17 protein-coding genes are annotated in these 25,723 nt (G+C 42.8%); 15 read left to right on the forward strand and 2 right to left on the reverse strand.

All coding sequences use genetic code 11. The annotated features are described in order from the left end of the window. Positions 1 to 5 precede the first annotated feature (5 nt). Positions 6 to 4,886 (reverse strand): NAD-glutamate dehydrogenase, encoded by a 4,881-nt coding sequence (locus tag AL038_RS08695; RefSeq protein WP_062151835.1) that lies wholly within the window; start codon positions 4,884 to 4,886, stop codon positions 6 to 8. A 455-nt stretch (positions 4,887 to 5,341) separates the two neighbouring features. Here AL038_RS08695 and AL038_RS08700 point away from each other — a divergent pair, with 455 nt between their 5' ends. The 4 genes from AL038_RS08700 (at position 5,342) to phoU (ending at position 11,115) form a co-directional block, all read left to right on the forward strand. Continuing rightward, positions 5,342 to 7,633, forward strand: coding sequence for an ABC transporter permease subunit (locus AL038_RS08700; protein ID WP_062151838.1), 2,292 nt, complete (start codon positions 5,342 to 5,344; stop codon positions 7,631 to 7,633). A 125-nt stretch (positions 7,634 to 7,758) separates the two neighbouring features. Then, positions 7,759 to 9,414, forward strand: coding sequence for a phosphate ABC transporter permease PstA (pstA, locus tag AL038_RS08705; protein ID WP_062151841.1), 1,656 nt, complete (start codon positions 7,759 to 7,761; stop codon positions 9,412 to 9,414). Between the two features lie 64 nt (positions 9,415 to 9,478). Beyond that, positions 9,479 to 10,333, forward strand: coding sequence for a phosphate ABC transporter ATP-binding protein PstB (pstB, locus tag AL038_RS08710; protein WP_101539211.1), 855 nt, complete (start codon positions 9,479 to 9,481; stop codon positions 10,331 to 10,333). A gap of 68 nt (positions 10,334 to 10,401) precedes the next feature. Further along, positions 10,402 to 11,115 (forward strand): phosphate signaling complex protein PhoU, encoded by a 714-nt coding sequence (gene phoU / locus AL038_RS08715; protein ID WP_062151844.1) that lies wholly within the window; start codon positions 10,402 to 10,404, stop codon positions 11,113 to 11,115. Between the two features lie 67 nt (positions 11,116 to 11,182). Here the strand turns inward: phoU and pgeF are convergent, their stop codons facing one another. Continuing rightward, on the reverse strand, positions 11,183 to 11,914 hold the full coding sequence (gene pgeF, locus AL038_RS08720; protein WP_062151847.1) for a peptidoglycan editing factor PgeF: 732 nt from the start codon (positions 11,912 to 11,914) through the stop codon (positions 11,183 to 11,185). A 235-nt stretch (positions 11,915 to 12,149) separates the two neighbouring features. Here pgeF and phaE point away from each other — a divergent pair, with 235 nt between their 5' ends. The 11 genes from phaE (at position 12,150) to AL038_RS08775 (ending at position 25,652) form a co-directional block, all read left to right on the forward strand. Next, positions 12,150 to 13,283, forward strand: a complete 1,134-nt coding sequence (phaE, locus tag AL038_RS08725) for a class III poly(R)-hydroxyalkanoic acid synthase subunit PhaE (protein WP_062151849.1) — start codon at positions 12,150 to 12,152, stop codon at positions 13,281 to 13,283. 53 nt (positions 13,284 to 13,336) lie between these two features. Then, positions 13,337 to 13,537: a hypothetical protein gene (locus tag AL038_RS08730; RefSeq protein WP_062151852.1), complete on the forward strand. Its 201-nt coding sequence runs from the start codon at positions 13,337 to 13,339 to the stop codon at positions 13,535 to 13,537. Positions 13,538 to 13,645: 108 nt separating this feature from the next. Beyond that, positions 13,646 to 14,812: an isovaleryl-CoA dehydrogenase gene (locus tag AL038_RS08735; RefSeq protein WP_062151855.1), complete on the forward strand. Its 1,167-nt coding sequence runs from the start codon at positions 13,646 to 13,648 to the stop codon at positions 14,810 to 14,812. A 203-nt stretch (positions 14,813 to 15,015) separates the two neighbouring features. After that, entirely contained in the window at positions 15,016 to 15,759 is a 744-nt protein-coding gene (locus AL038_RS08740; protein WP_062151858.1) for an ABC transporter permease subunit, read from the forward strand. 253 nt (positions 15,760 to 16,012) lie between these two features. Beyond that, a complete protein-coding gene (locus AL038_RS08745) occupies positions 16,013 to 16,594 on the forward strand; it encodes an ANTAR domain-containing response regulator (protein WP_083991476.1) in 582 nt (193 codons plus the stop codon). Positions 16,595 to 16,755: 161 nt separating this feature from the next. Beyond that, a complete protein-coding gene (locus AL038_RS08750; RefSeq protein WP_083991477.1) occupies positions 16,756 to 18,156 on the forward strand; it encodes an ABC transporter substrate-binding protein in 1,401 nt (466 codons plus the stop codon). Then, positions 18,149 to 19,093, forward strand: coding sequence for a nitrate ABC transporter permease (gene ntrB / locus AL038_RS08755; RefSeq protein WP_062151862.1), 945 nt, complete (start codon positions 18,149 to 18,151; stop codon positions 19,091 to 19,093). Before AL038_RS08750 ends, ntrB begins: the two co-directional genes overlap by 8 nt. Positions 19,094 to 19,104: 11 nt before the next feature. Continuing rightward, positions 19,105 to 19,896: an ABC transporter ATP-binding protein gene (locus AL038_RS08760; RefSeq protein ID WP_101539210.1), complete on the forward strand. Its 792-nt coding sequence runs from the start codon at positions 19,105 to 19,107 to the stop codon at positions 19,894 to 19,896. 102 nt (positions 19,897 to 19,998) lie between these two features. After that, positions 19,999 to 22,482 (forward strand): nitrite reductase large subunit NirB, encoded by a 2,484-nt coding sequence (nirB, locus tag AL038_RS08765; RefSeq protein ID WP_062151867.1) that lies wholly within the window; start codon positions 19,999 to 20,001, stop codon positions 22,480 to 22,482. Between the two features lie 128 nt (positions 22,483 to 22,610). Next, positions 22,611 to 22,940, forward strand: coding sequence for a nitrite reductase small subunit NirD (nirD, locus tag AL038_RS08770; RefSeq protein WP_066246113.1), 330 nt, complete (start codon positions 22,611 to 22,613; stop codon positions 22,938 to 22,940). Between the two features lie 33 nt (positions 22,941 to 22,973). Beyond that, positions 22,974 to 25,652, forward strand: coding sequence for a nitrate reductase (locus AL038_RS08775; RefSeq protein ID WP_062151873.1), 2,679 nt, complete (start codon positions 22,974 to 22,976; stop codon positions 25,650 to 25,652). Positions 25,653 to 25,723: the final 71 nt, after the last annotated feature.

Consider the following 25,723-nt stretch of genomic DNA (forward strand, 5'->3'; position numbering starts at 1 on the left):
TTTATTTATAAAACACTGCGAATTTCTCTTAATGCGACAGATAACATGGCTAAATCCATCTTGTCTTGATGACTTAAATCTGCCAATAACGCCAAGCTGCGTGTAATTCCTAATATATTCTGTGCCTTCCATTTTTCAAATAAAACATCAGCACTCAGATTATCAGGTGTTTCTTGAGCCAGCACGGCTAACGTTAATTCACGATGCGTGCGGAATAATTCATCCCGCAAGGAGGCCCGCGCGAGCGATGACCAACGATTATCACGCGGTAACGCTGTCATACAATCCCGTAACCAATGCAGTTGTAAACGTGTCCCCAATAAAAAGTGTACTTGTCCTACATACGCTAAACGTTGATTAAACGCATCTTCATCCGTGAAATGTATCGAGGTTGCATTCGTCACTTCGACAATATCTAGGGTGGAAAAATTAGTTTCTAAACTCACTACCCGTTGCGCAAGTGCTAAGGGAATGCCTGCATTAACCAATAATTGCAGTTTATCAGCGAGTAGTTGGCGGTCTTGTGGAACAATAATATCCCATAAGATACTGGTAAGACGTTTCACACCGGGGCGTAATGCGCTAACCATCTCTTGCATATTCAGTGGGGCGCGATGATTGCGGAGTAACCAGCGGGCGACTCTGTCAACTAATTTTCGTGCATCGAGCATCATGCTGTATTGCACATCGGTTGTTATCTTGCCGTCTAAACTTTCAATATCTGTCCAAAGCGTTTTCATGTCGAAAATATCCCATGCAATGCGAAATGCACGCACGGTGTCAGCAACGGGAAAGCCTGTGCCTTCTTGTAGAAGAAAGCTAAATACACTACTTCCCCGATTGACTACCATATTGGTGAGTTCAGTGGCGACAATTTCGCGGTGTAAGCGATGTTCACGAATTTCTTTGTCAAAACGTTCAGGTAATTGTGTGGGAAAATAGTTGCACAAAACGGTGTGTAAATAGGGGTCGTCTGGTACGTCAGAGCTGAGTAATGCGTCATAAATGGTGATTTTGCTATAGGCAATTAAAATCGCAATTTCAGGCGCGGTGAGTCCAATGCCTTGCGCACGGCGTTCTGCAATGGTTTTGTCGGTGGGTAAAAACTCTAGTTCGCGCGCCAGTTGTCCTTTGCTTTCTAGCTCGCGGATAAAGCGGGCATGTACATCAATTAATGAGCTGGCGAGGAGTAGCGATAAACTGCGCGCTTGGGTTTGTAAGTAGTTGTTGCGTAGGACTAATTGCGCGACTGATTCGGTCATGTCGACTAATAATTGGTCGCGTTGCTTTGCGGTCATATCGCCATTGCTGACGATGGCATTGAGGAGAATTTTAATATTGACTTCATGGTCGGAGCAGTCAACACCGCCAGAATTATCAATGGCATCTGTATTTAAGCGTCCACCAGTCAGTGCGTATTCAATTCGTCCGCGTTGGGTAAAGCCTAAATTCCCCCCTTCACCAACGACTTTGCAACGTAATTCTTGCCCATTTACGCGCAAGTTATCATTTGTACGGTCGCCAACATCGCTATGGTGTTCGGTACTTGCTTTTACATACGTGCCAATACCGCCATTCCACAATAAATCAATGGGTGCGCATAATAAGGCGCGAATTAATTCATTCGGTGTGAGTGCATAGGCTTGAATACCTAAAAGCGTTCTTACTTCAGGTGTTAAAACAATAGATTTTACGGTGCGTGAATGAATCCCACCACCTTTAGAAATCAATTGATTATTGTAATCTCCCCACGTTGAGCGCGGTAATGCAAATAAACGCTGGCGTTCTACATAGCTGGTGTCAGGGTCAGGATTGGGGTCTAAAAAGATGTGTTGATGATTAAAGGCGGCAACGAGGCAAATATGAGGAGACAATAACAGGCCATTGCCAAATACATCGCCCGACATGTCACCAATTCCTACCACTGTAAAATTCTGGGTTTGCGTATCGATACCCAGTTCACGAAAATGACGTTTAACCGATTCCCACGCACCCCGTGCGGTAATGCCCATTTTTTTGTGGTCATAACCCGCAGACCCGCCAGAAGCAAAAGCATCCCCTAACCAAAAACCGTATTCTTTCGCCAAGCCATTGGCAATATCAGAAAAAGTCGCTGTGCCTTTATCAGCAGCAACGACTAAATAGGGGTCATCGTCATCATGGCGCAAAACATGGGGCGGTGGGACAATTTTATTGTCAACCAAGTTATCAGTTAAATCTAATAAACCGCGAATCAAGGTTTTATAACAAGCAATCCCTTCTGCTTGCATGGCTTCGCGCCCGCCTTCTGTGGGAGGACGTTTACAAACAAAACCCCCTTTAGAGCCAACAGGTACGATAATGGCGTTTTTCACCATTTGTGCTTTAACCAAGCCTAACACTTCGGTGCGAAAATCTTCTAAACGGTCAGACCAGCGAATTCCCCCCCGCGCTACTTTGCCGCCCCGTAAATGAATGCCTTCCATGCGAGGCGAATAAACGAAAATTTCAAATAATGGGCGCGGTTCAGGCAAATCAGGGATTTTATGCGGATTTACTTTAAAGGAGAGATAGGGCTTAGGTTCGCCATTTGCCTCTTTTTGGAAGAAATTGGTGCGGAGCGTGGCTTGTATCACAGCAAGAAATTTACGCAGAATACGGTCTTCATCCAAACTGACAACGCTGTCTAACGCGGTTTCTAACTGCTTTAACAAAACATCCGCTTTAATTTCTGCCGCTTGTTCAGGGTTGCAACGGGCATGAAATAATTTGGAAAGTAAGCAGGTGATTGACAGATTATTAAATAAGGTTTGTTCAATATAGCTTTGGCTAAAACTGCTGCCTGCTTGGCGTATGTATTTGTAATAGGCGCGAAAAGTGACAATATCCCGCCAATTTAATTCAGGGTGTAATACCAAACGGTTAAAACCATCGTTCTCAATGTCACCCTGCCAAACCCGTTTAAAGGTTTCCTGAAAAGCTTGATTTAGTTGTTTAATATCAATCGTAACCGATGGCATGTGGGTTAAACCAAAATCTTGAATCCACATGGTTGGTTGTGTTGGCTCTGCGGCTAGGTGAATTTCATACGCATCCTCGCTGATAACCTTGACTCCCATGTTTTCCAACATAGGCAAGACATCTGACAAGGAAATATGTTTATCCAAATGAAATAGCTTAAACCGTAGGCTATTATCTAAGGCTTCCAATGGTTTATACAAGTGCATTACCAATGGTTCGCCTGCCCGCAAGCGTTCTAGTTTTTCTGCATCATGAGCCGCATGACGCGGGTTAAAATGTTCACGATAAGCACTTGGAAATGCAGCACGATAACGGCGAAATAATTGTGTGCCTTTTTCTTCGCCATACATTTCTAATACCATCGTGTTTAATACATCCTCCCAACCACTGATAATATCAACCAGTTGTGTTTCAATCTCTTTTACATCATAACGCGGGATTGTGTTGGAATCGGTGTGAACAACGAGATGGACTTGCGCAAGTGCTGATTCAGATAAATTAACGGTAGAATCAATACTATTCCCTTGAAAAGTCTTTAATAAAACGGCTTGCATCCGCTCACGCACAGCCGAGTCATAACGGTCGCGTGGGGCAAAGACTAGGCAGGAATAAAACCGTCTATACGTATCAGGACGCACGAATAAACGCACACGTTGTCGTTCTTGTAATTTTAAGATTCCCGTGACTATTTGAAACAATTCCGTTGCGTCCATTTGTAATAACTCATCACGCGGATATGTTTCTAAAATAGTGAGTAATTTACGTTGTTGATGACTATTAGGACGATACCCTGCATGGGTAACAACTTGTTGTACTTTACGCTGTAAAAAGGGAATGTGTGCTGTGCTGAGATGATACAAGGTCGCGGTATAAAGCCCGACAAATCGCCGCTCGCCAATCACTTCCCCTTGTTCGTTAAAGCGTTTTACGCCGATATAATCCATATAGCTGGCGCGATGAATCGTCGAGCGCGAATTCGCCTTTGTTAATAATAATAATTGTGGCTGACGCGCCAGTTGACGTAATGCTGGGGGTAATTCAGTAAATCCTTTAGAACTGCGTTCAACGGCGGATTCTTCACGCAAAATGCCCAAGCCTGAGCCTGCTACCACTCGTAATTCATCCTCACCATCGCGCTTGACTAATTTGTATTCTCGATAGCCTAAAAAGGTAAAACGGTCAGCTTGCAACCATGCTAAAAATGCAGTTGCTTCAGTAACTTCTTCACGTGCTATGCCAACAGGTGGCGTTGTTGTCAATTCCTCAATCAGCACACTCATCTGGGTTTTCATCACTTCCCAGTCATCTACGGCAGATTTTAGCGTTTGTAGGACACTTGCAATAGATTGTTGAATTTTTTCTAGTTGTATCAAGTCAGTATGGCGGTCAATTTCAATATGCATAATCGACTCATAACAGTCGCTGCAACCCTCTTCTTGATGCGGTGATAGGGAGTATAAGGCTTGTAAATTGCCTTGTTTATCACGTTCTACCCTTAAAATAGGGTGCGCAATAAGATGAATGGTCATATTGAGGCGAGTTAATGCCATTTGTACGGAATCAACAAGAAAGGGTCTATCACGGGTTAAAATACTAATAATCGTATGGGGTGACTGCCAACCATCTTGTTCAAACTGTGGATTAAAAACGCGAATTTTCACTTCATCATGTTGTCGTTGTCGTGAGAATTGCCAATAAGAGACGACTGCACCATATAAGTCGATAAGGCTTGCACGTTCTAAAACATCTTCAGGTGTGAGGAAGTTAAAGAAATACTCGGTAAACGTTTTTAGTTGGGAAAATTCGTTTGGTGGGAAATTTCGTTCTAAATTAGTTAGGATTTTCTGCAATAATTCAGTCGCTTGCACTTCAAGACTTAAAGACATGTTCCCTCTCCCTATTATTATTCGGTGGAGTTTAGAACATGCTTCTGTTGGAGAGGGAAATCAAGGTGGGAAATAGTGCTTAAATTTTATAGTGCTTAGCGCGTGTTATCGTTAAAAAAGGGGATTGCTAAGGAAAGGGGGAATCTTTCTCTTTATGCCTTCATTATTGTTTAAGCTAAAATTTGACAAAAAGCGGATAAAATTTTCTTTTATTTTCATACTTATCTGCTAAATGACTTCATTTCGTCACAAGCAATAAAACTGTCAAGTTTCTGTGTCACAATGCGCCTGTTAAATTTTATTCTCACTATAGATGCCACCCACTATAAACATTCGTTTCAGTAATAACCTGCTGAAAGGTAAGTGTGTATGCGTTGTAACCCTGATTTCACAGAAAACCTGACTAATACAAGGGGTGTAACATTGTTGTCATAAACCAACAATAGAATTATTTTATGAATACTACCGCATCCAATAATACATCTTCTACTGTTACCTCTTTATTTGACACTCCCGCTATGGAACGGTTACACCGTTGGCGGCGTTTGAAAGATAAAATCGCCCGCCATGGTATGACTGTCGGTGGCTCAAGCGTGATTGTTGCCGTTGTCCTTATTTTCTTCTATCTGCTTTATGTTGTTTTTCCCTTGTTATTGCCTGCACGAATGGAGGCGGTTAAGCAATATGCGCTGCCTGTCGCTGAGGCAGGGGAAAGCTTGTATATCATGACGGAAGAACGGGGGGAAATTGGTGTTCGTTATACTGTGACAGGTCAAGTGGTTTTTTTTGATGTCGCAACAGGTCAACACTTGCAAACGCAGAAAATCACATTGCCTGATGGTGTGAGCATTAGCAGTTTTAATACGGCGGATTTTACCAGTAATGCGGTTGCGTTTGGCTTAAGTAATGGACAGGCATTGGTGGTGGAAGCCTCTTTTAAAGTCTCCTTTGGTGAGAATAATGCGCGTTCTGTAGAAACTGCTTTGCGTTATCCGATGGAGCAAGCACCGATTGTGGTTGACCCTAAAGGACACGCTTTATTAACGATTGCCGTGCAGGTAGGGTCTGATGCAAATACCATTGCAGCGGTAACAGACGATAATCGCTTGGTATTAACGGGTGTTACAAAGCAAAAAAACTTTATGACAGATGAGATGACTTTACAAAGTGTGAATGGTGAAATCGCGCTGTCACAAACGGGTAAAGTTGAGCATTTGTTGATTGATAAAGAACAACGGGTTGCCTATTTGGCAGATATTAATGGCGTTATTTTGCGGATTAATATTGTAGAGAAAAATGCACCGGTTATTGAGCAAAGCGTTAATGCTTTAGAAAAAGGTGTAACCGTTACTGCGTTAGCCTTTTTGAATGGCGATATTTCTTTATTAGTAGGGGATTCTTTAGGTCGTATCACTCAGTGGTTTCCTGTGCGGAATGAAAAAAATGAGTCCATTTTAACGCGCATTCGTTTTTTTCATGAACAACGGACACCAATCACCAGTATTGATATAGAACAACGTCGTAAAGGATTTATTGCAGCCGATAGCGATGGGTATGTTGGTGTGTATTACACCACGTCGGAGCGCGTGCTGAAAATTGAAAAAGTAAGCCCTGCACCGATTAAACAAGTTGCGTTGTCGCCACGTGGTGAAGTGATTCTGGCAGAGGATGCAAAAGGAACAATTAGTGTTTGGCATTTAGACAATCCACATCCTGAATCATCTATGTATGCCTTGTGGAGCAAAGTTTGGTATGAAAGCTATTCTAAACCTGACTATACATGGCAATCTACATCAGCGACCAATGATTTTGAATCTAAGTTTAGCCTTGTTCCATTGGTATTTGGCACAATAAAAGCGGCTTTTTACGCGCTATTAGTTGCTATTCCCCTTTCTATTTTCGGGGCGATTTATGCCGCTTATTTTATGTCGCCTGCAATGCGCACGGTGGTAAAACCAACCATTGAAATTATGGAAGCGTTACCAACGGTTATTTTAGGTTTTTTAGCAGGATTATGGTTAGCACCGTTTGTTGAATCTAACTTACCCGGTGTATTAATGCTTTTGCTCTTCTTGCCTATTGCGGTGCTTGTTTCTGCTTATGTATGGCATATTCTGCCTAAATCATTTACTGAACGTGTTCCTGATGGGTGGCAAGCGGGTATATTGATTCCCGTTATCCTTTTTGTGGGTTGGGTCGCGTTTGCGCTAAGTCATCCTATTGAAGCCTTATTATTCGCGGGTGACATGCCTCATTGGTTAACCCAACATGGGATTGATTTTGACCAACGTAATGCGCTAGTTGTGGGTATTGCAATGGGATTAGCGGTTATTCCTAACATTTTCTCCATTGCCGAAGATGCAATTTTTAGTGTTCCTAAACATCTTACTTCAGGGTCATTGGCTTTAGGTGCAACGCCTTGGCAAACATTAATCCGTGTGGTGATTTTAACGGCAAGCCCCGGTATTTTCTCTGCCATTATGATTGGTGTGGGGCGAGCTGTTGGGGAAACGATGATTGTGTTAATGGCAACGGGCAATACACCTGTCATTGATTTCAGCATCTTTCAAGGCTTGCGTACCTTATCTGCGAATATCGCGGTAGAGTTGCCTGAATCTGAAGTCAACAGTACACATTATCGGGTTCTATTCCTTGCAGCTTTATTCCTGTTCTTAGTCACTTTCTTCTTTAACACCATTGCAGAAGTGATACGCCATCGTTTGCGTAAAAAGTACAGTTCACTGTAACGCTGTAGTCATGCGGACTTTGTAAGATGTGGGATAGCACGAGTATCTAGCTTGTGCTGTCACATACCCCACAAAAGCTGTCAACGGCATTCCCTAATCAAAAAATACAACCGACCTAAACTCTTATGAAAAACTGGTGGAAAAGTGGTGCTCCTTGGATTTGGCTAACAGCCTCCGCAGTCAGCGTTAGCGTCATCGTCGTTATGGGCTTGTTGATTCTTATCGCTGTGCGTGGTTTGGAACAATTTTACCCGTCAGCGGTGATGCAAGCACAATATAAAGAACGCGACGGTACAAGTTATCGTCTCATTGCTGAAATCCGTAGTGAGGAAGAAATTCCTGCTGCTCGCTTGCGGGAAATCGGTTTCACAATAGATCAAAACGTTGAATGGGTAGATCGTTATCTGGTCAAAACAGGTAATCGTGATTTGGTTGGCTTAGATTTTCGTCCTATTCTTGCAATGGACCTAAGCCAAATAGAGTACCCACAAAATTTGATGATTGTAGAACGTTACGAGTGGGGAAATTTTTATGGTTTCCTGCGTGACGTGAAAGAAAATGGCACGGTCGTGAAGTCAGGCTCGGGTGCGTGGGAGGAATTACAAACGCGCATTACTCGCGCAAATGGATTGTTTAAAGATATAGAAAAACTTAAAAAACATGATATTGGCAGAGTAAATTACCAGTTAGAACAACTTCGTTTATGGGAACGTCGTTTAGAGCTGAATAACGACACAGACCCTGATAAACATGCTGACATTGCCAAACAACGCGCCGAATATCAAAAAGAGTTTGATGCAATTCTTGCTAAGGTGGGGGAACTCACCATGCAACTGGGTCGTGATAGTTTTACGGCAGAAGTGATGGATGGCAAAGTGATTGAAATTCCGCTTTCAAAAGTGGTTCGTGCCTATCTGCCTAACGCCATGACACTCAGCGAAAAATTAAGTTTTTACTTCTTAAAAATTTGGGAATTCATCACTGAAGAACCGCGCGAAGCAAACACAGAAGGCGGTATTTTTCCTGCCATCTTTGGCACGGTGTTGATGGTTTTCATCATGTCCATCTTCGTTACCCCGTTAGGGGTGATTGCCGCCGTTTATTTACGCGAATATGCAAAACAAGGCGTATTAACGCGGATGATACGCATTGCCGTCAATAATCTTGCAGGTGTGCCATCTATTGTTTACGGTGTGTTTGGTCTAGGATTTTTCGTCTATATGATGGGGAGTACGATAGATAAAATTTTCTATCCTGAAGCCTTGCCTGCACCCACTTTTGGCACGGGCGGTATTTTATGGTCAGCCGTTACCCTTGCCATTTTAACCTTACCAGTCGTCATTGTTTCTACTGAAGAAGGTTTATCGCGTATTCCCAGTGCAATTCGTGAGGGCAGTTTAGCCTTAGGCGCGACCAAAGCTGAAACCTTATGGCGAATTATATTACCCATGGCAAGTCCTTCCATTATGACGGGTATGATTCTCGCCATTGCCCGTGCGGCGGGTGAAGTTGCTCCCCTCATGCTTGTGGGTGTCGTCAAACTTGCCCCCACCTTGCCTATGGATGGTAATTTCCCTTATTTACATTTAGAGCGGAAATTTATGCACTTAGGTTTCCATGTTTATGATGTGGGTTTTCAAAGCCCAAATGTTGAAGCGGCACGTCCTTTAGTGTACACAACCTCTTTATTACTGGTTGCTGTCATTGTTATTTTAAACTTGTCCGCTATCGCTATCCGTAATCGCTTACGGGAAAAATACAAGGCTTTAGAATCAGCTTAATTAAAGACGGTTCTCGTGCTAGGTGATGGGGCGAGAACAACATCCCCACACGAGGGTAGAAAACATGCAGGATTTAGACACGATGACGCAACCCAATACAATTACACATGGATTTGATATCGCTTCTTTAGGACGAGGTGAGCCACAGCTCAACTTAGAACAAGAAGACATCTGCTTAGAAGCAAAAAATTTCAACCTGTTTTACGGTACAAAACAAGCCCTTAAAAACATCAATATGGAAATCCCTCGCAAACGAGTGACAGCCTATATTGGCCCTAGCGGTTGCGGTAAATCCACATTATTACGCTGTTTTAACCGTATGAATGATTTAGTTGACAGCGTTAATGTGAAAGGTGAGGTGCTATTAGACGGTAAAGATATTTTTCATCCGTCGATAAACGTTGCCGACTTGCGCCGACGGGTAGGAATGGTTTTTCAAAAACCCAACCCTTTTCCAAAATCGATTTATGAAAATGTCGCTTATGGTTTGCGTTTACAAGGGATTAATAACCGCCGTATTTTGGATGAAGTCGTAGAAAAATCCTTACGCGGTGCTGCGTTATGGGATGAAGTTAAAGACCGTTTACACGAAAATGCGTTAGGCATGTCTGGTGGACAACAACAACGGCTTGTTATTGCACGTGCGATTGCCATTGAACCTGAAGTCCTGTTGTTAGATGAACCCGCCTCAGCATTAGACCCGATTTCAACCCTGAAAATTGAAGAGTTGATTAGTGAATTAAAATATAAATACACCATTGTCATTGTGACGCATAACATGCAACAAGCAGCACGGGTTTCTGACTATACTGCATTTATGTATTTGGGTGAATTAATTGAATTTGGTGACACAAGCACCCTTTTCACCAACCCCAAAGAAAAACAGACGGAAGATTACATTACAGGACGCTACGGCTAAACAGCCACAACCCCTTTAGTAAAGCAATGATATGATGGCATAGCACTGAATAATTGGGAGTAAGTAACATGATGGAAGAGACCGAACATCACATTTCGCAACAATTCAATCAAGAATTGCGCGAATTACGGAATCAAGTATTAAGTATGGGCGGTCTGGTTGAAGAGCAGTTGCTAAATGCACTAACAGCTCTCGTCGAATGTGATATTCAACTTGCAAAACGAGTTTATAACTCCGACTATAAAATCAATGCGCTAGAAGTTGCTATTGATGAAGACTGTTCACGCATTATTGCACGTCGTCAACCAGCCGCAAGCGATTTACGCTTACTAATCACTGTGATTAAAACCATCGGTGATTTAGAGCGAATAGGCGATGAAGCAGAACGCATTGCACAAATGGCAATGCAAGAAGCTGAAGAATCACCTAGCCGTTATTTTGTCGCGATTAATCACTTTGGCAATCATGTTAAACAAATGCTTCATGACGCATTAGACGCATTTGCTCGCATGGATGTGGATGCTGCCTTACATGTGATTCGTGAAGATTTAAAAGTAGATAACGAATATGACAGCGTTAGCCGTCAATTAATGACCTATATGATGGAAGATACCCGCTCTATTCCCTTAGTAATGGACATCATGTGGGCAGCACGGGCGTTAGAAAGAGTTGCAGCCCATTCTCGCAACGTCTGCGAATATGTTATTTACTTTGTACGTGGTAAAGATGTACGTCACGTTAGCGTGGACAAAATTGAAGAAGTTGCCCGCGTCCCCAAATAGACCGCTTGCAACAGACACAGATACCACCGCGTTAAGCGATGGTATCTATTTTATTAATCTTAAAACACTATTCCATCCAAATTAAACTTGCCATTCTGCCTGTTACTGGTTCACGTCGATAAGAGAAAAACCGCTCTTTTTCAGTAAATGTGCAGTAATCTCCCCCATAAATGACCGTAATTCCCATTCTTCGTAAACGTTGTCTAGCCAATTCATACAAATCTGCCCACCAATGTTGTGCGCGACTCGCCCGAAAAGCAATTGCAGACTCAGGATGTTGTGTGACAAAGGCTTGATAAACCTCATCACCCACTTCAAATGCTTGCTGACTAATACACGCCCCAAGCCAAACCAAGACTTGTTCGGATGGTAATGCTAACTGTTGCACGGTATTTTCTAACACACCATTTAGTAAACCACGCCAACCTGCATGAGCCGCTGCAACCTGTGTACCTGCCTTATCACAAAACAACACAGGTAGACAATCTGCTGTCAAAATTGCGCAAACATATCCCACTGTTTTCGTCGTTGCCGCATCAGCAATGCCATCAACGGGCGGATGTTCAAGCGTTGCGACAACCGTACCGTGTACTTGCTTCAGCCACAATGGTTCACGCGGTAATTGCAGGCTATTACATAACAACGCCCGATTTTTTAATACCTGCACGGGGGCATCACCAACATGGTCACCTAAATTAAAACCATGATATGGCATAGAACTGTAACCCCCTTGACGAGTGGTACAATAGGCTTTAACACGTGCGGGTGCTGTCCACTGCGGAATAATAAAATCTAACATAATATGAATTCACTCAAATTAAGCCTGTCTGAATCAAAATTTACTAACATTCAGCATTAAAAGCAAAAAATAACATTTTTGTGTCTATCAATCATGACAGTTCTAAAAACACCGACTTAAACAAAATTTGGCACTGCCTGTGCTTCAATTAACCCCTTATTGACCCATAACAAATTCGCCTGCTTATTTGCTATGATGTTTAAAATACTCACTGTCGCCAATACACACCTACGCTATGAAAGATAAAGACATTTTCCCAGATGAAGAACAATGGTCAAAAATCCAGCAACTCTATTGGGATATGTGGCTTGCTATCAGTAATCAACTATTACAGCATAAAACGCAACAAGCAAATGTAACAGAAGATAATCCTCCGCCTTTACAAGCCATTGAACCTTGGATAGAAAGTATTGAATTGTGGTGGCAAGTATTATCCTCCGTTACCCCTACAGATAATCAAACGGTTCTGCGTAAATTTATTGATCAAGGAAAAAATTATTTTCAGTTCAATAATGAATTTATTAAGGCTTTTCAAACACTAATTAATGCACCAGCAGAGACACAGGAAAGCATTACGCTGATTGAAGATGGTTTGCGCCTTTTACAAGAAAATCTGCTTAACTATCTAAAAGAGAAAAAAAATATTCCCGGTTTTTGGGATTTACCGCTGGACAATTGGGGACACACATTATCCCTCTTGTCTGCTTTTCCGGGAGATTTCTTACAAAATCTTAACGCGCAAGTCAAATCTGAAGAGATAACTAAAGAGAAGATGACACAATTGTTGTCTATGCCTGCTATCGGTTATACGCGAGAATGGCAAACGCGATTGCAAAAGGGATTACAATTATTGATTGCTCATCAAACAGCACAGAGAGATTATAGCCATCAATTTCAGCGTATTGTTACTCGTACAATTGAATTGTTACGTGATAAGCTTATCCATCGTGCAAATAAAGCACAACCCATTGATAATTTGCGTTGTTTATATAATGAGTGGGTTGATTGTGGCGAATTAGCTTATGCCGAAATTGTAACTACTGAAGAATATAGCATTGTTAATGCGCGTTTAATTAATAGTTTGATGGCTTGGAAACGTCATGAACAACAAACGATAGACGAAATATTAGGTGCGTTAAACATGCCCACTCGACGGGGTTTAAACACCTTGCACAAACGTATGCAGGAAATGCGTCGAGAAATAAAAAAGACCGCAATGGAAGAACCGTTGCAAACGAAAGAAGTCTTGTCATACGATGATTTAAAAGATGAAATTAAAGCCTTACGTGCAGAGATTGAATTAATTAAACGCGCTGACAAAAAAGCAACTCTCCGTCACACGACAAAACCAACTAAAGGGGATGAATAAACACAATATGTAATACTTATCTCGCTTCACATAAGCATTAAGGGGAAATAGAGATGTCAACAGCTACTATTACGAATACCTTAGAGCGTTTGGAAAAATCCGCACGTTTTGCGATTGGTGTTCCTTGCGTTGCGTTGGTTGGTAACGATAGAATCGAAGTCATTTCCATATTACGAGCGGGTTTTATCACCTTGACCTATAAGCGTAATTACCAAGTGGTTAATCGGAATGATATTTTATTATTAAGTGCTTAAAAAATGAGAAGTTATCTGTATATTCTTTCGCATTATCTTTAAAAAATTGACGTTGACGTAAAAGTTAAAAATAAACAACGCAATAAACTACCAAAGGAACTAAATCAAATGTCTGCATTCACGACACTCAATTTCGCATTAGGCGAAACAGCCGACCTGTTACGCACATCTATCGCACAATTTGCCGAGATAGAAATAGCCCCGCGCGCCGCAATGATTGACCAACAAAATGATTTCCCTAGCGATTTATGGGAAAAAATGGGCGATTTAGGTCTATTGGGCATTACCATTCCAGAAGAATATGGTGGTGCGGGCATGGGCTATTTAGAGCATGTGATTGCAATGGAAGAAGTAAGCCGTGCCTCTGCCTCTGTGGGGTTAAGCTATGGAGCGCATTCTAATTTATGCGTTAATCAAATCAACCGTAATGGTAATCATGAACAAAAACAACGGTTTTTACCTAAACTAATCAACGGCAAGTATGTCGGTGCATTAGCGATGAGCGAGCCGAATGCAGGGTCTGATGTAGTCAGTATGAAATTACGCGCCGATAAACAAGGCGACCGTTACGTTTTAAATGGCAATAAAATGTGGATTACCAACGGTTGTGACGCGGATGTACTGGTTGTTTACGCTAAAACTGATATAAATGCGGGTTCAAAAGGAATTACGGCATTCCTGATTGAAAAAGGCTTTAAAGGTTTTTCTACGGCTCAAAAGCTCGATAAATTAGGAATGCGTGGTTCAAACACATGCGAATTGGTTTTTCAAGATTGCGAAGTGCCTGAAGAAAATATTCTTGGTACATTGAATAAAGGCGTAAAAGTATTAATGAGCGGCTTAGATTACGAGCGCGTGGTGTTATCTGGCGGCCCTTTGGGGATTATGCAAGCCTGTTTAGATGTGGTTATTCCTTATCTGCATGACAGAAAACAATTTGGGCAATCCATTGGTGAATTCCAATTAATGCAAGGCAAACTGGCAGATATGTACACAACATTAAACTGTTGCCGTGCCTATGTTTATACGGTTGCGAAAGCCTGTGACCGTGGTGAAACCACCCGCAAAGATTCAGCAGGCGTGATTTTATATGCGGCTGAAAGAGCAACACAATTAGCATTAGAAGCGATTCAATGTTTAGGGGGAAATGGCTATATTAATGAATATCCCACAGGACGTTTATTAAGAGATGCCAAACTCTATGAAATTGGTGCAGGCACATCAGAAATTCGCCGCATGTTAATTGGACGTGAATTATTTAACGAAACCAGATAATTTTTTTAATACAGTTAGATACGCAACGATAAGAAAACGGAACGTGTCAAACAAGATAAACAGCATGATTGTTTGAATTAGAACTTTTAGACCTGATAGATATAAAAAATAATGGCATTGATAACACTGAAAATTCTGATTCAAACAGTCTTTAATCAAAAAATAACCCATTCTTTCCTGCTGGCACTAACAGAAAATAAACGATGTGGACAATTGCAACTAAAGAATTACGCAGTCTTTTTTATTCGCCATTAGCATGGATTGTATTAGGCGTTCTACAAGTCATTCTTGCTTTTATCTTTGCTACCCGCGTCGAGTTTTTTCTTGACCCCAGTTTTCAAGCAAAAATTAACCACATACCAGATGCGCTAGGGCTAACAGATATTATTGTTAGCTACTTATATGTTTGGGCAGGTATGCTCTTTTTAATCGTGACTCCCTTATTAACCATGCGATTGCTCAGTGAAGAACGACGCAATAAAACCCTTGCACTATTACTGTCCTCTCCTATCTCTATCACTGCCATTATTCTTGGAAAATATTTAGGTTTAATGGGGTTCTTCCTCTTCATTTTTGGGTTAATCAGCTTAATGCCCTTAAGCCTATTAATCGGTGGAGCGGTAGATATAGGACAATTAGCCATGTGTACATTGGGATTATTCCTACTAACAGGTGCATTTACCGCCATAGGTTTATACATATCCACCCTTACGCAACACCCAGCCATTGCGGCAATAGGCACATTCGGCAGCCTATTACTGCTATGGATAATTGATATCATAGGCAAAGAAACTAACACCCCCCTAAGCTATTTATCTCTCACGCGCCATTATCAACCCCTACTTCAAGGCATCTTTGATACCACAGATATTGCGTACTACTTGATAGTCATCAGCTTATTTTTACTACTCAGTATTTGGCGATTGGATAATGAACGCGTACAGTAAAACACCTGTTTTTAATGCACCAAAATAGCGCGTTTTATGCGGAAAATAACCAATTAAGTGCGCAACTAACAACAAACAAGATATTTTTTTTCTTAATAAGCTATTTTTATAGCATAAAACTTATAAGAACGAATTGGCTTCAATTTTGCTTTAATTTCGACTCAACGAGGTACAACGGCGTATCTCCATCAGGAAAAGTGCAACTGACCCACAGACAACGCTGTCAAATAAGTCTGTTGCCGAATCGATTAACATGATGAAATTACGAGTTGTGTTGATAGATGAAGACCGTGGACGGATTGCTTTACTAAAGCAAGCCCTAGATGACGCAGGTTACGAAGTCGTCGCCACGCTCAAAACAGGGGTTGAACTACTAACCCAGTTAGAAAAAACACCTGCAGATATTATTATTATCGATTTAGATTCGCCTGACCGTGACACATTAGAATATGTCAACAGTCTAAATCGAGAACAGCCTAAACCCGTGATTATGTTTGCTGAAGATGATGACAGCGACATGATTCACGCCGCGATTAAAGCAGGGGTTAGTGCTTACGTTGTAGATGGATTAAGTGAAAAGCGGGTTAAATCCGTTTTAGAAGTTGCCATTGCGCGTTTTCGCGAATATCAAGCGATGCGCAAAGAGTTAGAAGATACGAAAAGTAAATTAGCTGAACGTAAATCCATTGAAAAAGCTAAAGGTATCTTAATGCAACACAAAGGTTTAGATGAAGATTCAGCCTATCGCGCACTGCGTAAAATGGCAATGGACAGAAATATCCGCCTTGCAGAAGTCGCAGAAGACATTATTGCTGTCGCTAAACTACTGATATAACACTGTATAACTCAATCAACTTGAGTTAAGTAATGAACAACTGATAGCAAGCCAACGTTGGTTTGCGCACTGGACAACGGCGTCCGTTTTAACGAGTGAAAGCTCGTTAGACGGACGCTTTTTTTTTGCTTTTTTTTACTGATATTTTCGGGAGTTTTACCATGCGTGATGCAATAAAATCTGGTTTTAATCGCCGCGATTTTCTGAAATTAACGGGTGCCGCCGTTGGAGGAGCAACACTAATGGGTATGGATTCATTACGTAGTCTGGTTTATGCAGGAACTGCTGATAATCTGGAAAAAGTTAAATTAACCTTAGGGATTATTCCCTTAACAGATTGCGCGCCCTTAGTCATTGCAAAAGAAAAAGGCTATTTCAAAAAATATGGCTTAGATGTTGAAATCTCTAAAGAAGCCTCTTGGGCAAATATTCGCGATAAAGTCTCAATTGGTGCATTAGACGGTGCGCACATGCTGGCAGGGATGCCCATTGCCGCGAGTTTAGGCGTTGGCGCATTACCAAAACCAACCATTACCGCTTATAGCATGGATTTAAATGGTAACGCGATTACCGTGAGCAACGAATTATATGGGCGCATGGTACAAGCTGACCCCGAAGCGATGAAAGCCTCACCAATGACCGCTATCGCGTTGAAAAAAGTCATTGATGCCGACAAAAAAGCAGGTAAAGAACCACTGACTTTTGCAATGGTTTTTCCTGTTTCTACACACAACTATCAACTACGTTACTGGATGGCCTCCGCAGGCATTAATCCTGACAAAGACGTACGTTTAATCGTCATTCCACCACCCCAAATGGTCGCCAACTTAAAAGCAGGCAACATTGTTGGCTACTGTGTCGGCGAGCCTTGGAATGAACGCGCAGTAACAATGGGTATTGGACGCACCATCATCACCAGCTATGAAATTTGGCAAAACAACCCTGAAAAAGTTTTCGGGGTAAATTTAGAATGGGCAGAAAAAAATCCCCATACGCATCAAGCCATTATTATGGCGTTATTAGACGCAGCGCAATGGATGGATAAGCCCGAAAATCGTCTGGAAGTGGTGAAAATTATTTCCAGTAAATCCTATGTCAACGCGCCTGAAGATGTTGTCAAAATGTCCATGACGGGCACATTCCAATATAACGCGATGGAAGAACCGCGCCCATTGCCTGATTTCAACGTGTTCTACCGTTACGCCGCAACCTTCCCTTGGCAATCTCATGCAGCGTGGTTTATCTCCCAAATGATACGCTGGGGACAAATTGATAAGCCCTTACATATCAAGAAAACAGCCGCAGAAATTTATCGCCCTGATATTTACCGGGAAGCAGTGAAAGCCCTCAACTTACCTGCACCAATCATTGATTACAAAACAGAAGGGACGAATGCCAACGCTTGGGAATTAAAAGAAGCAACCAACCCCATAGCAATGGGTGCCGATCGCTTTTTTGATGGAAAAACCTTCAACCCCGCCAACGTTGTGGAATACATCAGCAGTTTTGAAGTTCATAGCCTCGCCATGCAATTAGCCGATTTGGAGAAAGCAAATGTCTAATAATGCTGTTGTTATTGCCTTACCGTTAAACCAAACGGGACATACTCATGAATCCACAAAACCCATAGCGACCTCTGTCACCATGAGCGTTGAATCTACAAATAAAAATGCGTCCCTAGCAACGCCTGAATTACCTAAGCAACCCAATTGGTTAGCGAGCAATTGGCAGGCTTATACCGCCGCTATCGTGTTACCGCTCATCACCTTTTCTATCGTGATTGGCTTGTGGTTCATTGTGCAAAAGCATTTCGCCACAGACTTACCCACACCAATAGACGTTTGGAATCGTGCAATAGAAGTATTCGCCAACCCTTTTTACGATGCAGGCCCTAATGATAAAGGTATCGGTTGGCAAGTGTTGTACTCCTTAGGGCGTGTTATGGCAGGCTTTTCACTCGCGGTACTTATTGGGATTCCCGTTGGTTTTTTAATGGGAATGAGTGCAAATTTTTCCCGTGCTTGCACCCCATTAATTCAAATTTTACGCCCTGTCAGCCCATTAGCATGGCTACCAATAGGCTTATTAATGTTTAAGGCTGTTGACCCTTCAGCAATTTTTGTGATTTTCATCACCAGTATTTGGCCCATCATTATCAATACCTCCGCAGGAGTGCGGGCAATTCCGAAAGATTACATGAATGTCGCTGCTGTATTACAACTGAATACCTTTGAAATAACACATAAAATTCTCTTACCATCGACACTACCGCATATCCTTACAGGGATGCGTTTATCACTCAATATTGCATGGATGGTTATCGTAGCGGCGGAAATGCTCACGGGCGGTATCGGGATTGGTTTCTACGTCTGGGACGAATGGAACAATTTAAATGTCAGCTCCATTGTCGTTGCGATTCTACTAATTGGTTTTGTCGGGATTCTCCTAGAAACCATTATGAATTTTATTCAATCCCGTTTTGATTACAACGCTCGTTAAGGATACACATCATGAGCTACCTAAGCCTAGAACAAATAGAAATGGTGTTTAACACAAAATCGGGCGTATTCCACGCCTTACATGATGTCTCTTTACGGGTAGAAAAAGGCGAATTCGTTAGCCTCATTGGTCACTCAGGCTGTGGAAAATCTACAGTTTTAAACATCATTGCAGGTCTGTTAAAAGTTACCGCTGGCGGTGTGTTATTGGAAAATAAAGAAGTCAACGCCCCCGCACCAGAACGTGCGGTTGTATTTCAAAACCATTCCTTACTGCCTTGGCTCACCGTTTATGACAACGTACGTTTAGCGGTTGACAAAGTTTTTACCGATAAAAAAACCAAAGCGGAACGCCATGAATGGACATTACACCAATTAGAACTGGTCAACATGTTACACGCGCTGGAAAAACGCCCAAATGAAATATCAGGCGGGATGAAACAACGGGTCGGTATTGCGCGCGCTTTAGCGATGCAACCCAAAGTGCTGCTGATGGATGAACCTTTTGGCGCGCTAGATGCCTTAACCCGTGCGCACTTACAAGACTCCGTAATGGAAATTCACGCAAACCTAGGCAACACCGTCATCATGATTACCCATGATGTGGACGAAGCCGTTTTACTCTCCGACAAAATTGTCATGATGACCAATGGTCCCGCCGCAACGGTTGGGGAAATTCTCAAGGTCAAATTACCGCGCCCGCGTAACCGTTTAGCCTTAGCGGATAACCCTGAATATAACCATTATCGCGCTGAAGTTTTACGCTTTTTATACGAAAGACAAAAACATAAAGCAGTTGCTTAATTAAACCCTAAATAGTACGCAGTCTCTGATGAGAGCAGGGACTGTTACAAAAAATCGTCGCCTATTGTGTCATTCTTGATTGTTGTGTTTGAGGTCTTTCCCATGAAAAAACGTAAACTGATTTGTATTGGTAATGGCATGGCGGGAATGCGTACCGTTGAAGAACTGCTCGCCCTTACCCCCGACTTATATGAAATTACTGTATTTGGCACAGAACAATACGGTAACTATAACCGCATTCTCCTATCACCCGTGTTATCTGGCGAAAAAGCTTTTGAAGACATAATGATACACAATGATGAATGGTACGCGACGCGCGGGATTACCTTACATAAAGGGCATACTGTTACCCAGATTAACCGCCAACAAAAAACCGTTACCAGTGACAATGGCATCACCTTAGATTACGACAAACTCCTGATTGCAACAGGTTCTAATCCTTTCATGCTCCCTGTTGCAGGCAGTCAATTAGCGGGCATCGTCGCTTATCGGGACATCCGCGACGTAGAAGCTATGCTCACCGTTGCACGTTCAGGCACAGGCAAACATGCGGTTGTTATCGGTGGTGGTTTATTAGGATTAGAAGCCGCTTACGGCTTACAAAAACAAGGCATGACGGTCACTGTCGTCCATTTACTCGACACCTTAATGGAACGGCAATTAGACAAACCCGCCGCCAATTTACTCAAAGCCCATTTAGAAAAACAAGGCTTAAATTTCCGCTTAGAAGCACAAACTGACTGCTTCTTAGGTGAAAATCATGTGCAAGCAATTCGCTTTAAAGATGGACACGAATTACCCGCTGATTTAATCGTGATGGCGGTTGGAATTCGTCCCAATATCAACCTAGCAAAAAGTGCGAATTTAGAATGCGGGCGCGGTTTACTCGTCAATGACCACTTACAAACCAGCGACAACGATGTTTTCGCGGTGGGTGAATGCGTCGAACACCGTCAACAAATTTACGGTTTAGTCGCGCCCCTATACGAACAAGCCAAAGTCTGCGCCCACCATTTAGCCGATATTGGCGGTAAACACTATGAAGGCTCAGTAACCTCTACCAAATTAAAAGTAACAGGCGTTGATGTTTTCTCAGCGGGCGATTTTCTTGGCAACGAAAAAACCGAAAGCATTATTTTTCAAGACCCCAGCATGGGCATATATAAAAAATTAGTCTTGGAAGATAACAAAGTTAAAGGCGCGGTCATGGTTGGCGATACCACCGATGGCGCATGGTATTTTCAACTATTACGCGATGGTGAAGATGTCAGCACAATGCGGGAACGCATTCTATTTGGTCAAGCCTTCGCCCTCACAGGCGACGGTGGAAGCAATACAAGCCTTGTTGCCAGCATGGCAGATGATAACCAGATTTGCGGATGCAATGGCGTTTGCAAAGGCACAATCGTACAAGCTATTCAAGAAAAAGGCTTAACCACACTCGAAGAAGTCCGCAAACAAACAGGTGCATCAGCCTCTTGTGGCGGTTGCTCAGGTCTGGTTGAACAACTTTTAATGCTAGTCAACGGTGAAGATGCGGTAAAACCCACAAAAAAAATAATGTGTGCTTGTACCGACATGAGCCACGACGAAGTTCGTGAAGCGATTACACACACCGACGTGTACACCGTTGCAGAACTCATGAAATCCTTAAATTGGAAAACCCCTGACGGTTGCACTACCTGCCGTCCTGCCCTGAATTACTACCTACTCTCCACCCATCCCGATAAAGCCCAAGACGATTATCAATCTCGCTTTATCAATGAACGCGCCCACGCCAACATTCAAAAAGATGGCACTTACTCTGTCGTTCCCCGCATTTGGGGTGGTTTAACCACGCCCGACGAATTGCGCGCCATTGCCAACGTTGCTGATAAATACAGCGTTCCAACGGTCAAAATCACAGGCGGGCAACGTATCGACCTGCTCGGGGTGAAAAAAGAAGACTTGCCCGCCATGTGGGCAGACCTTAACGAAGCGGGTATGGTCTCAGGCTACGCCTACGGTAAATCTTTACGCACCGTAAAAACCTGCGTTGGTTCAACATGGTGTCGATTTGGTACACAAGACGCGATGGGCATGGGCATTAAATTGGAACAAATGACATGGGGTTCATGGACACCGCACAAAGTCAAACTGGCTGTTTCAGGCTGTCCACGTAACTGCGCAGAAGCCACAATTAAAGATTTTGGCGTTGTTGCTGTTGATTCTGGTTGGGAATTACACGTTGGGGGCAATGGCGGGATTAAAGTCCGTGCTACCGATTTACTCTGTAAAGTCAATACAGAAGAAGAAGTTATGGAATACTGCGGCGCGTTTATGCAAATTTACCGCGAAGAAGCGCGATATTTAGAACGAACTGCCCACTGGATTGAACGGGTTGGTGTGGAATACGTCAAAAAGCAAATAGTTGAAAATGCTGAAAATCGTAAACATTACTACGACCGTTTTTTACAATCCCAAATAACCGCACAAAAAGACCCTTGGGCAGAACGGGCAAAAGCAGGCGTGCATGAACACGAGTTTAAGGCAATGAAACACATAGATATTGTTAAATTAGCTGATATTTCTTCTAAAGTCGCCTAAATGTCCAAACCATAATTCACGTAACTAACACAATTTACTTAATTTTTTAATACTTTTAAATTGTGTCAATTAAGTTAATTGTGCAAATTATGGTTCAGACAATATTTTTTTTCTCACAGGAAAACATCATGAGCCATTGGATAGACATTGGAAAAATTGACGACATCCCCCGTTTAGGTGCGCGCATTGTAGAACTGGGTAAACAAAAAGTTGCCGTATTTCGCACCAGTAACGATGCTGTGTTTGCCTTAAATGACCGTTGCCCGCACAAAGGCGGGGTTTTATCACAAGGCATTGTAACGGGTTATAGCGTCACCTGTCCCTTACACAGTTGGAATATTCAACTGGATAACGGTTGCGTAACTGAACCGAATAAAGGTTGTGTGCGTAAATTTCCCATCAAAATAGAAAACGGACAATTGTTTATTTCCCTAACGCCAGAAACTGCGCCTGCTTAACCCCCTGCAACCGCACTACATAAGGTTTTGTATATGACTGATTCAACAACTCAAACCACCTGCCCCTATTGCGGCGTTGGCTGTGGTGTGGTGGCAACCCAAGAAGGGGATAAAATCACCGTGAAAGGGGATAAAACCCATCCCGCTAATTTTGGACGTTTATGCTCTAAAGGCGCGGCACTGGCGGAAACGCTAGACCTAGAAGGGCGTTTATTACACCCTGAAATTTATGGACAAGTCACCGACTGGGAAACCGCCTTAAACACCACCGCCACCGCCTTAAACGACATCATCCAAAAATACGGTAATTCAGCCATTGGCTTCTACGTCTCGGGACAATTATTAACTGAAGATTACTACGTTGCTAACAAATTAATGAAAGGCTATATCGGCACCGCTAACATCGACAGCAATTCCCGCCTGTGCATGGCATCAAGCGTTGCAGGACATAAACGCGCCTTTGGTAGCGACACTGTCCCTGTTGACTACAGCGACCTTGAAAAAGCTGACCTTATTGTCATTGTCGGCTCTAATCTGGCATGGTGTCACCCTGTTTTATTCCAACGCATCAGTGCTGCACGTCAACAACGCAATGATAAATTAAAAATTGTCGTTATCGACCCGCGTCGTACCGCAACCTGCGATATTGCCGATTTACATTTACCGATTAAAACAGGGGTTGATGTCACCTTATTTAATGGCTTACTGCATCACTTACGCGCCCATGACCATTTAGACTACCGTTTTATCGAACAATCCACCCAAGGTTTTGCCAACGCATTACAAACCGCAAAAGAAACCGCCAATTCAATACCCGCAATTGCCCAACATTGTGGCGTGAGCGAAGCTGATATTATTGAATTTTATCGCCTATTTGCCCGCACAGAAAAAGTTGTCACCCTCTATTCACAAGGGGTTAATCAATCCAGCAGTGGCACAGATAAAGTCAACAGCATCATCAACTGCCATCTTGCAACAGGACGAATTGGGCGCGTCGGTATGGGGCCTTTTTCCATCACAGGACAACCCAACGCCATGGGTGGGCGCGAAGTCGGTGCATTAGCTAACCAACTGGCGGCACACTTAGATTTTGAACCTGAACACCAAGCTATCGTTCAAAATTATTGGCAATCACCCACTATTGCCTTGCAGGCAGGGCTAAAAGCGGTGGATATGTTTGAAGCCATTGAAAAAGGGGATATCAAAGCAGTGTGGATTATGGCAACCAATCCTGTTGTCAGCTTACCCAATGCCGAGCGGATTAAAACCGCTTTAGCCCGCTGTGAATTAGTCATCATTTCCGACTGTGTACGCAATAACGACACCGTCCCCTACGCTCACATTCTGCTACCTGCCCAAACATGGGGCGAGAAAGAAGGCACAGTCACCAACTCAGAAAGACGCATTTCTCGCCAACGCGCTTTTTTAACTGCACCTGCTGATGCCAAACCCGACTGGTGGATAATCAGCCAAGTCGCCCAACATATGGGCTACCAATACGGTTTTAACTATCAATCACCTGCTGATATTTTCCGCGAATATGCAGGCTTATCAGGCATTGAAAATAATGGTCATCGTGATTTTGACATCAGCATATTGAGCCAACTTTCTGATGCAGAATATCAAACCTTAACACCTTATCAATGGTCGCCCCGTTCTGCACTGCAAACGACAGCAGAAAATCGCCCGCGTTTTTTTGCAGATGGACGTTTTTATACCTTGTCAGGCAAAGCTAATTTCGTCCCCGTGCGCCCTATCGCCCCAAAAAGTGAAAGTAATTCAACTTTTCCACTGATTCTTAATACAGGACGAATTCGTGACCAATGGCACACCATGACGCGCACAGGCAAAACCCCGCGCCTGCTCTCGCATATTAGCGAACCTTTTGTCGACATTCATCCTGAAGATGCACAAGCCTTCGATATTAAAGATAACGAGCTTGTTTGTCTTAACAGCGCACTACAACAAATCATCGTCCGCGCCAAATTAAGCGAGGGACAAAAACGCGGTTATCTGTTCAGCCCTATGCACTGGAATGCGCAATTTAGCGCGCAAGCCCGTGTCGGTACATTGATTGCGTCCCACACCGACCCGTATTCGGGACAACCTGAATTTAAACATACCCCTGTTGCAGTCAGTCGCTATCAAGCCAGATGGTACGGCTTCTTATTGTCCAAAAATCCGCTTGAATTGCCACCAAGCGCGGGAATACGCTACTGGGCAAAAATTCCACAACAAGGCTTTATACAATATGAATTTGCAGGTGATGACCCCCCAGAAAATTGGGCAACATGGGCAAATACCTACTTTGGTGCGGATAAAAACTGGCTAGAATTTGCCGACCCTGCACATGGTCGTTACCGTTGTGCAAATGTACAGGATGATTTGTTAAATATTTGTTTATTTATTAGCCGTGATATGCAGTTACCTAGCCGTATTGGACTCAGCGAACTTTTTAACCATCCGCTAAGCCTAACAGACCGATTAAGTCTATTAACAGGACAAATAGGCAAAAACGTGGCAGAGCGCGGCGACACTGTTTGTTCTTGCTTTGGTGTTGGACGTGCAACAATTATTAAAACAATTCAGGAACAGGGAATTAATAGCGTTACACAACTAGGTGAGATTTTAAAAGCAGGGACTAATTGCGGGTCTTGTATTCCTGAGTTAAAACAGTTAGTAGCGCAACATGCTATTAAACAGGTGGCTTAACGTTGTTATTCAATTGCCTTAGCAACCTATTAAATTGCAGAGTGCGTTAGCATTAGCGTAATGCACTCTGA

This window comes from Beggiatoa leptomitoformis (assembly GCF_001305575.3).
In the GTDB taxonomy this organism is placed as follows: domain Bacteria; phylum Pseudomonadota; class Gammaproteobacteria; order Beggiatoales; family Beggiatoaceae; genus Beggiatoa; species Beggiatoa leptomitoformis.

Bases quoted from the DNA above. Each gene is read 5' to 3' on its own strand.
- AL038_RS08695 (WP_062151835.1), bottom strand. From the start codon at position 4,886: ATGTCTTTAAGTCTTGAAGTGCAAGCGACTGAATTATTGCAGAAAATC.
- AL038_RS08700 (WP_062151838.1), top strand. From the start codon at position 5,342: ATGAATACTACCGCATCCAATAATACATCTTCTACTGTTACCTCTTTA.
- pstA (WP_062151841.1), top strand. From the start codon at position 7,759: ATGAAAAACTGGTGGAAAAGTGGTGCTCCTTGGATTTGGCTAACAGCC.
- pstB (WP_101539211.1), top strand. From the start codon at position 9,479: ATGCAGGATTTAGACACGATGACGCAACCCAATACAATTACACATGGA.
- phoU (WP_062151844.1), top strand. From the start codon at position 10,402: ATGATGGAAGAGACCGAACATCACATTTCGCAACAATTCAATCAAGAA.
- pgeF (WP_062151847.1), bottom strand. From the start codon at position 11,914: ATGTTAGATTTTATTATTCCGCAGTGGACAGCACCCGCACGTGTTAAA.
- phaE (WP_062151849.1), top strand. From the start codon at position 12,150: ATGAAAGATAAAGACATTTTCCCAGATGAAGAACAATGGTCAAAAATC.
- AL038_RS08730 (WP_062151852.1), top strand. From the start codon at position 13,337: ATGTCAACAGCTACTATTACGAATACCTTAGAGCGTTTGGAAAAATCC.
- AL038_RS08735 (WP_062151855.1), top strand. From the start codon at position 13,646: ATGTCTGCATTCACGACACTCAATTTCGCATTAGGCGAAACAGCCGAC.
- AL038_RS08740 (WP_062151858.1), top strand. From the start codon at position 15,016: ATGTGGACAATTGCAACTAAAGAATTACGCAGTCTTTTTTATTCGCCA.
- AL038_RS08745 (WP_083991476.1), top strand. From the start codon at position 16,013: ATGATGAAATTACGAGTTGTGTTGATAGATGAAGACCGTGGACGGATT.
- AL038_RS08750 (WP_083991477.1), top strand. From the start codon at position 16,756: ATGCGTGATGCAATAAAATCTGGTTTTAATCGCCGCGATTTTCTGAAA.
- ntrB (WP_062151862.1), top strand. From the start codon at position 18,149: ATGTCTAATAATGCTGTTGTTATTGCCTTACCGTTAAACCAAACGGGA.
- AL038_RS08760 (WP_101539210.1), top strand. From the start codon at position 19,105: ATGAGCTACCTAAGCCTAGAACAAATAGAAATGGTGTTTAACACAAAA.
- nirB (WP_062151867.1), top strand. From the start codon at position 19,999: ATGAAAAAACGTAAACTGATTTGTATTGGTAATGGCATGGCGGGAATG.
- nirD (WP_066246113.1), top strand. From the start codon at position 22,611: ATGAGCCATTGGATAGACATTGGAAAAATTGACGACATCCCCCGTTTA.
- AL038_RS08775 (WP_062151873.1), top strand. From the start codon at position 22,974: ATGACTGATTCAACAACTCAAACCACCTGCCCCTATTGCGGCGTTGGC.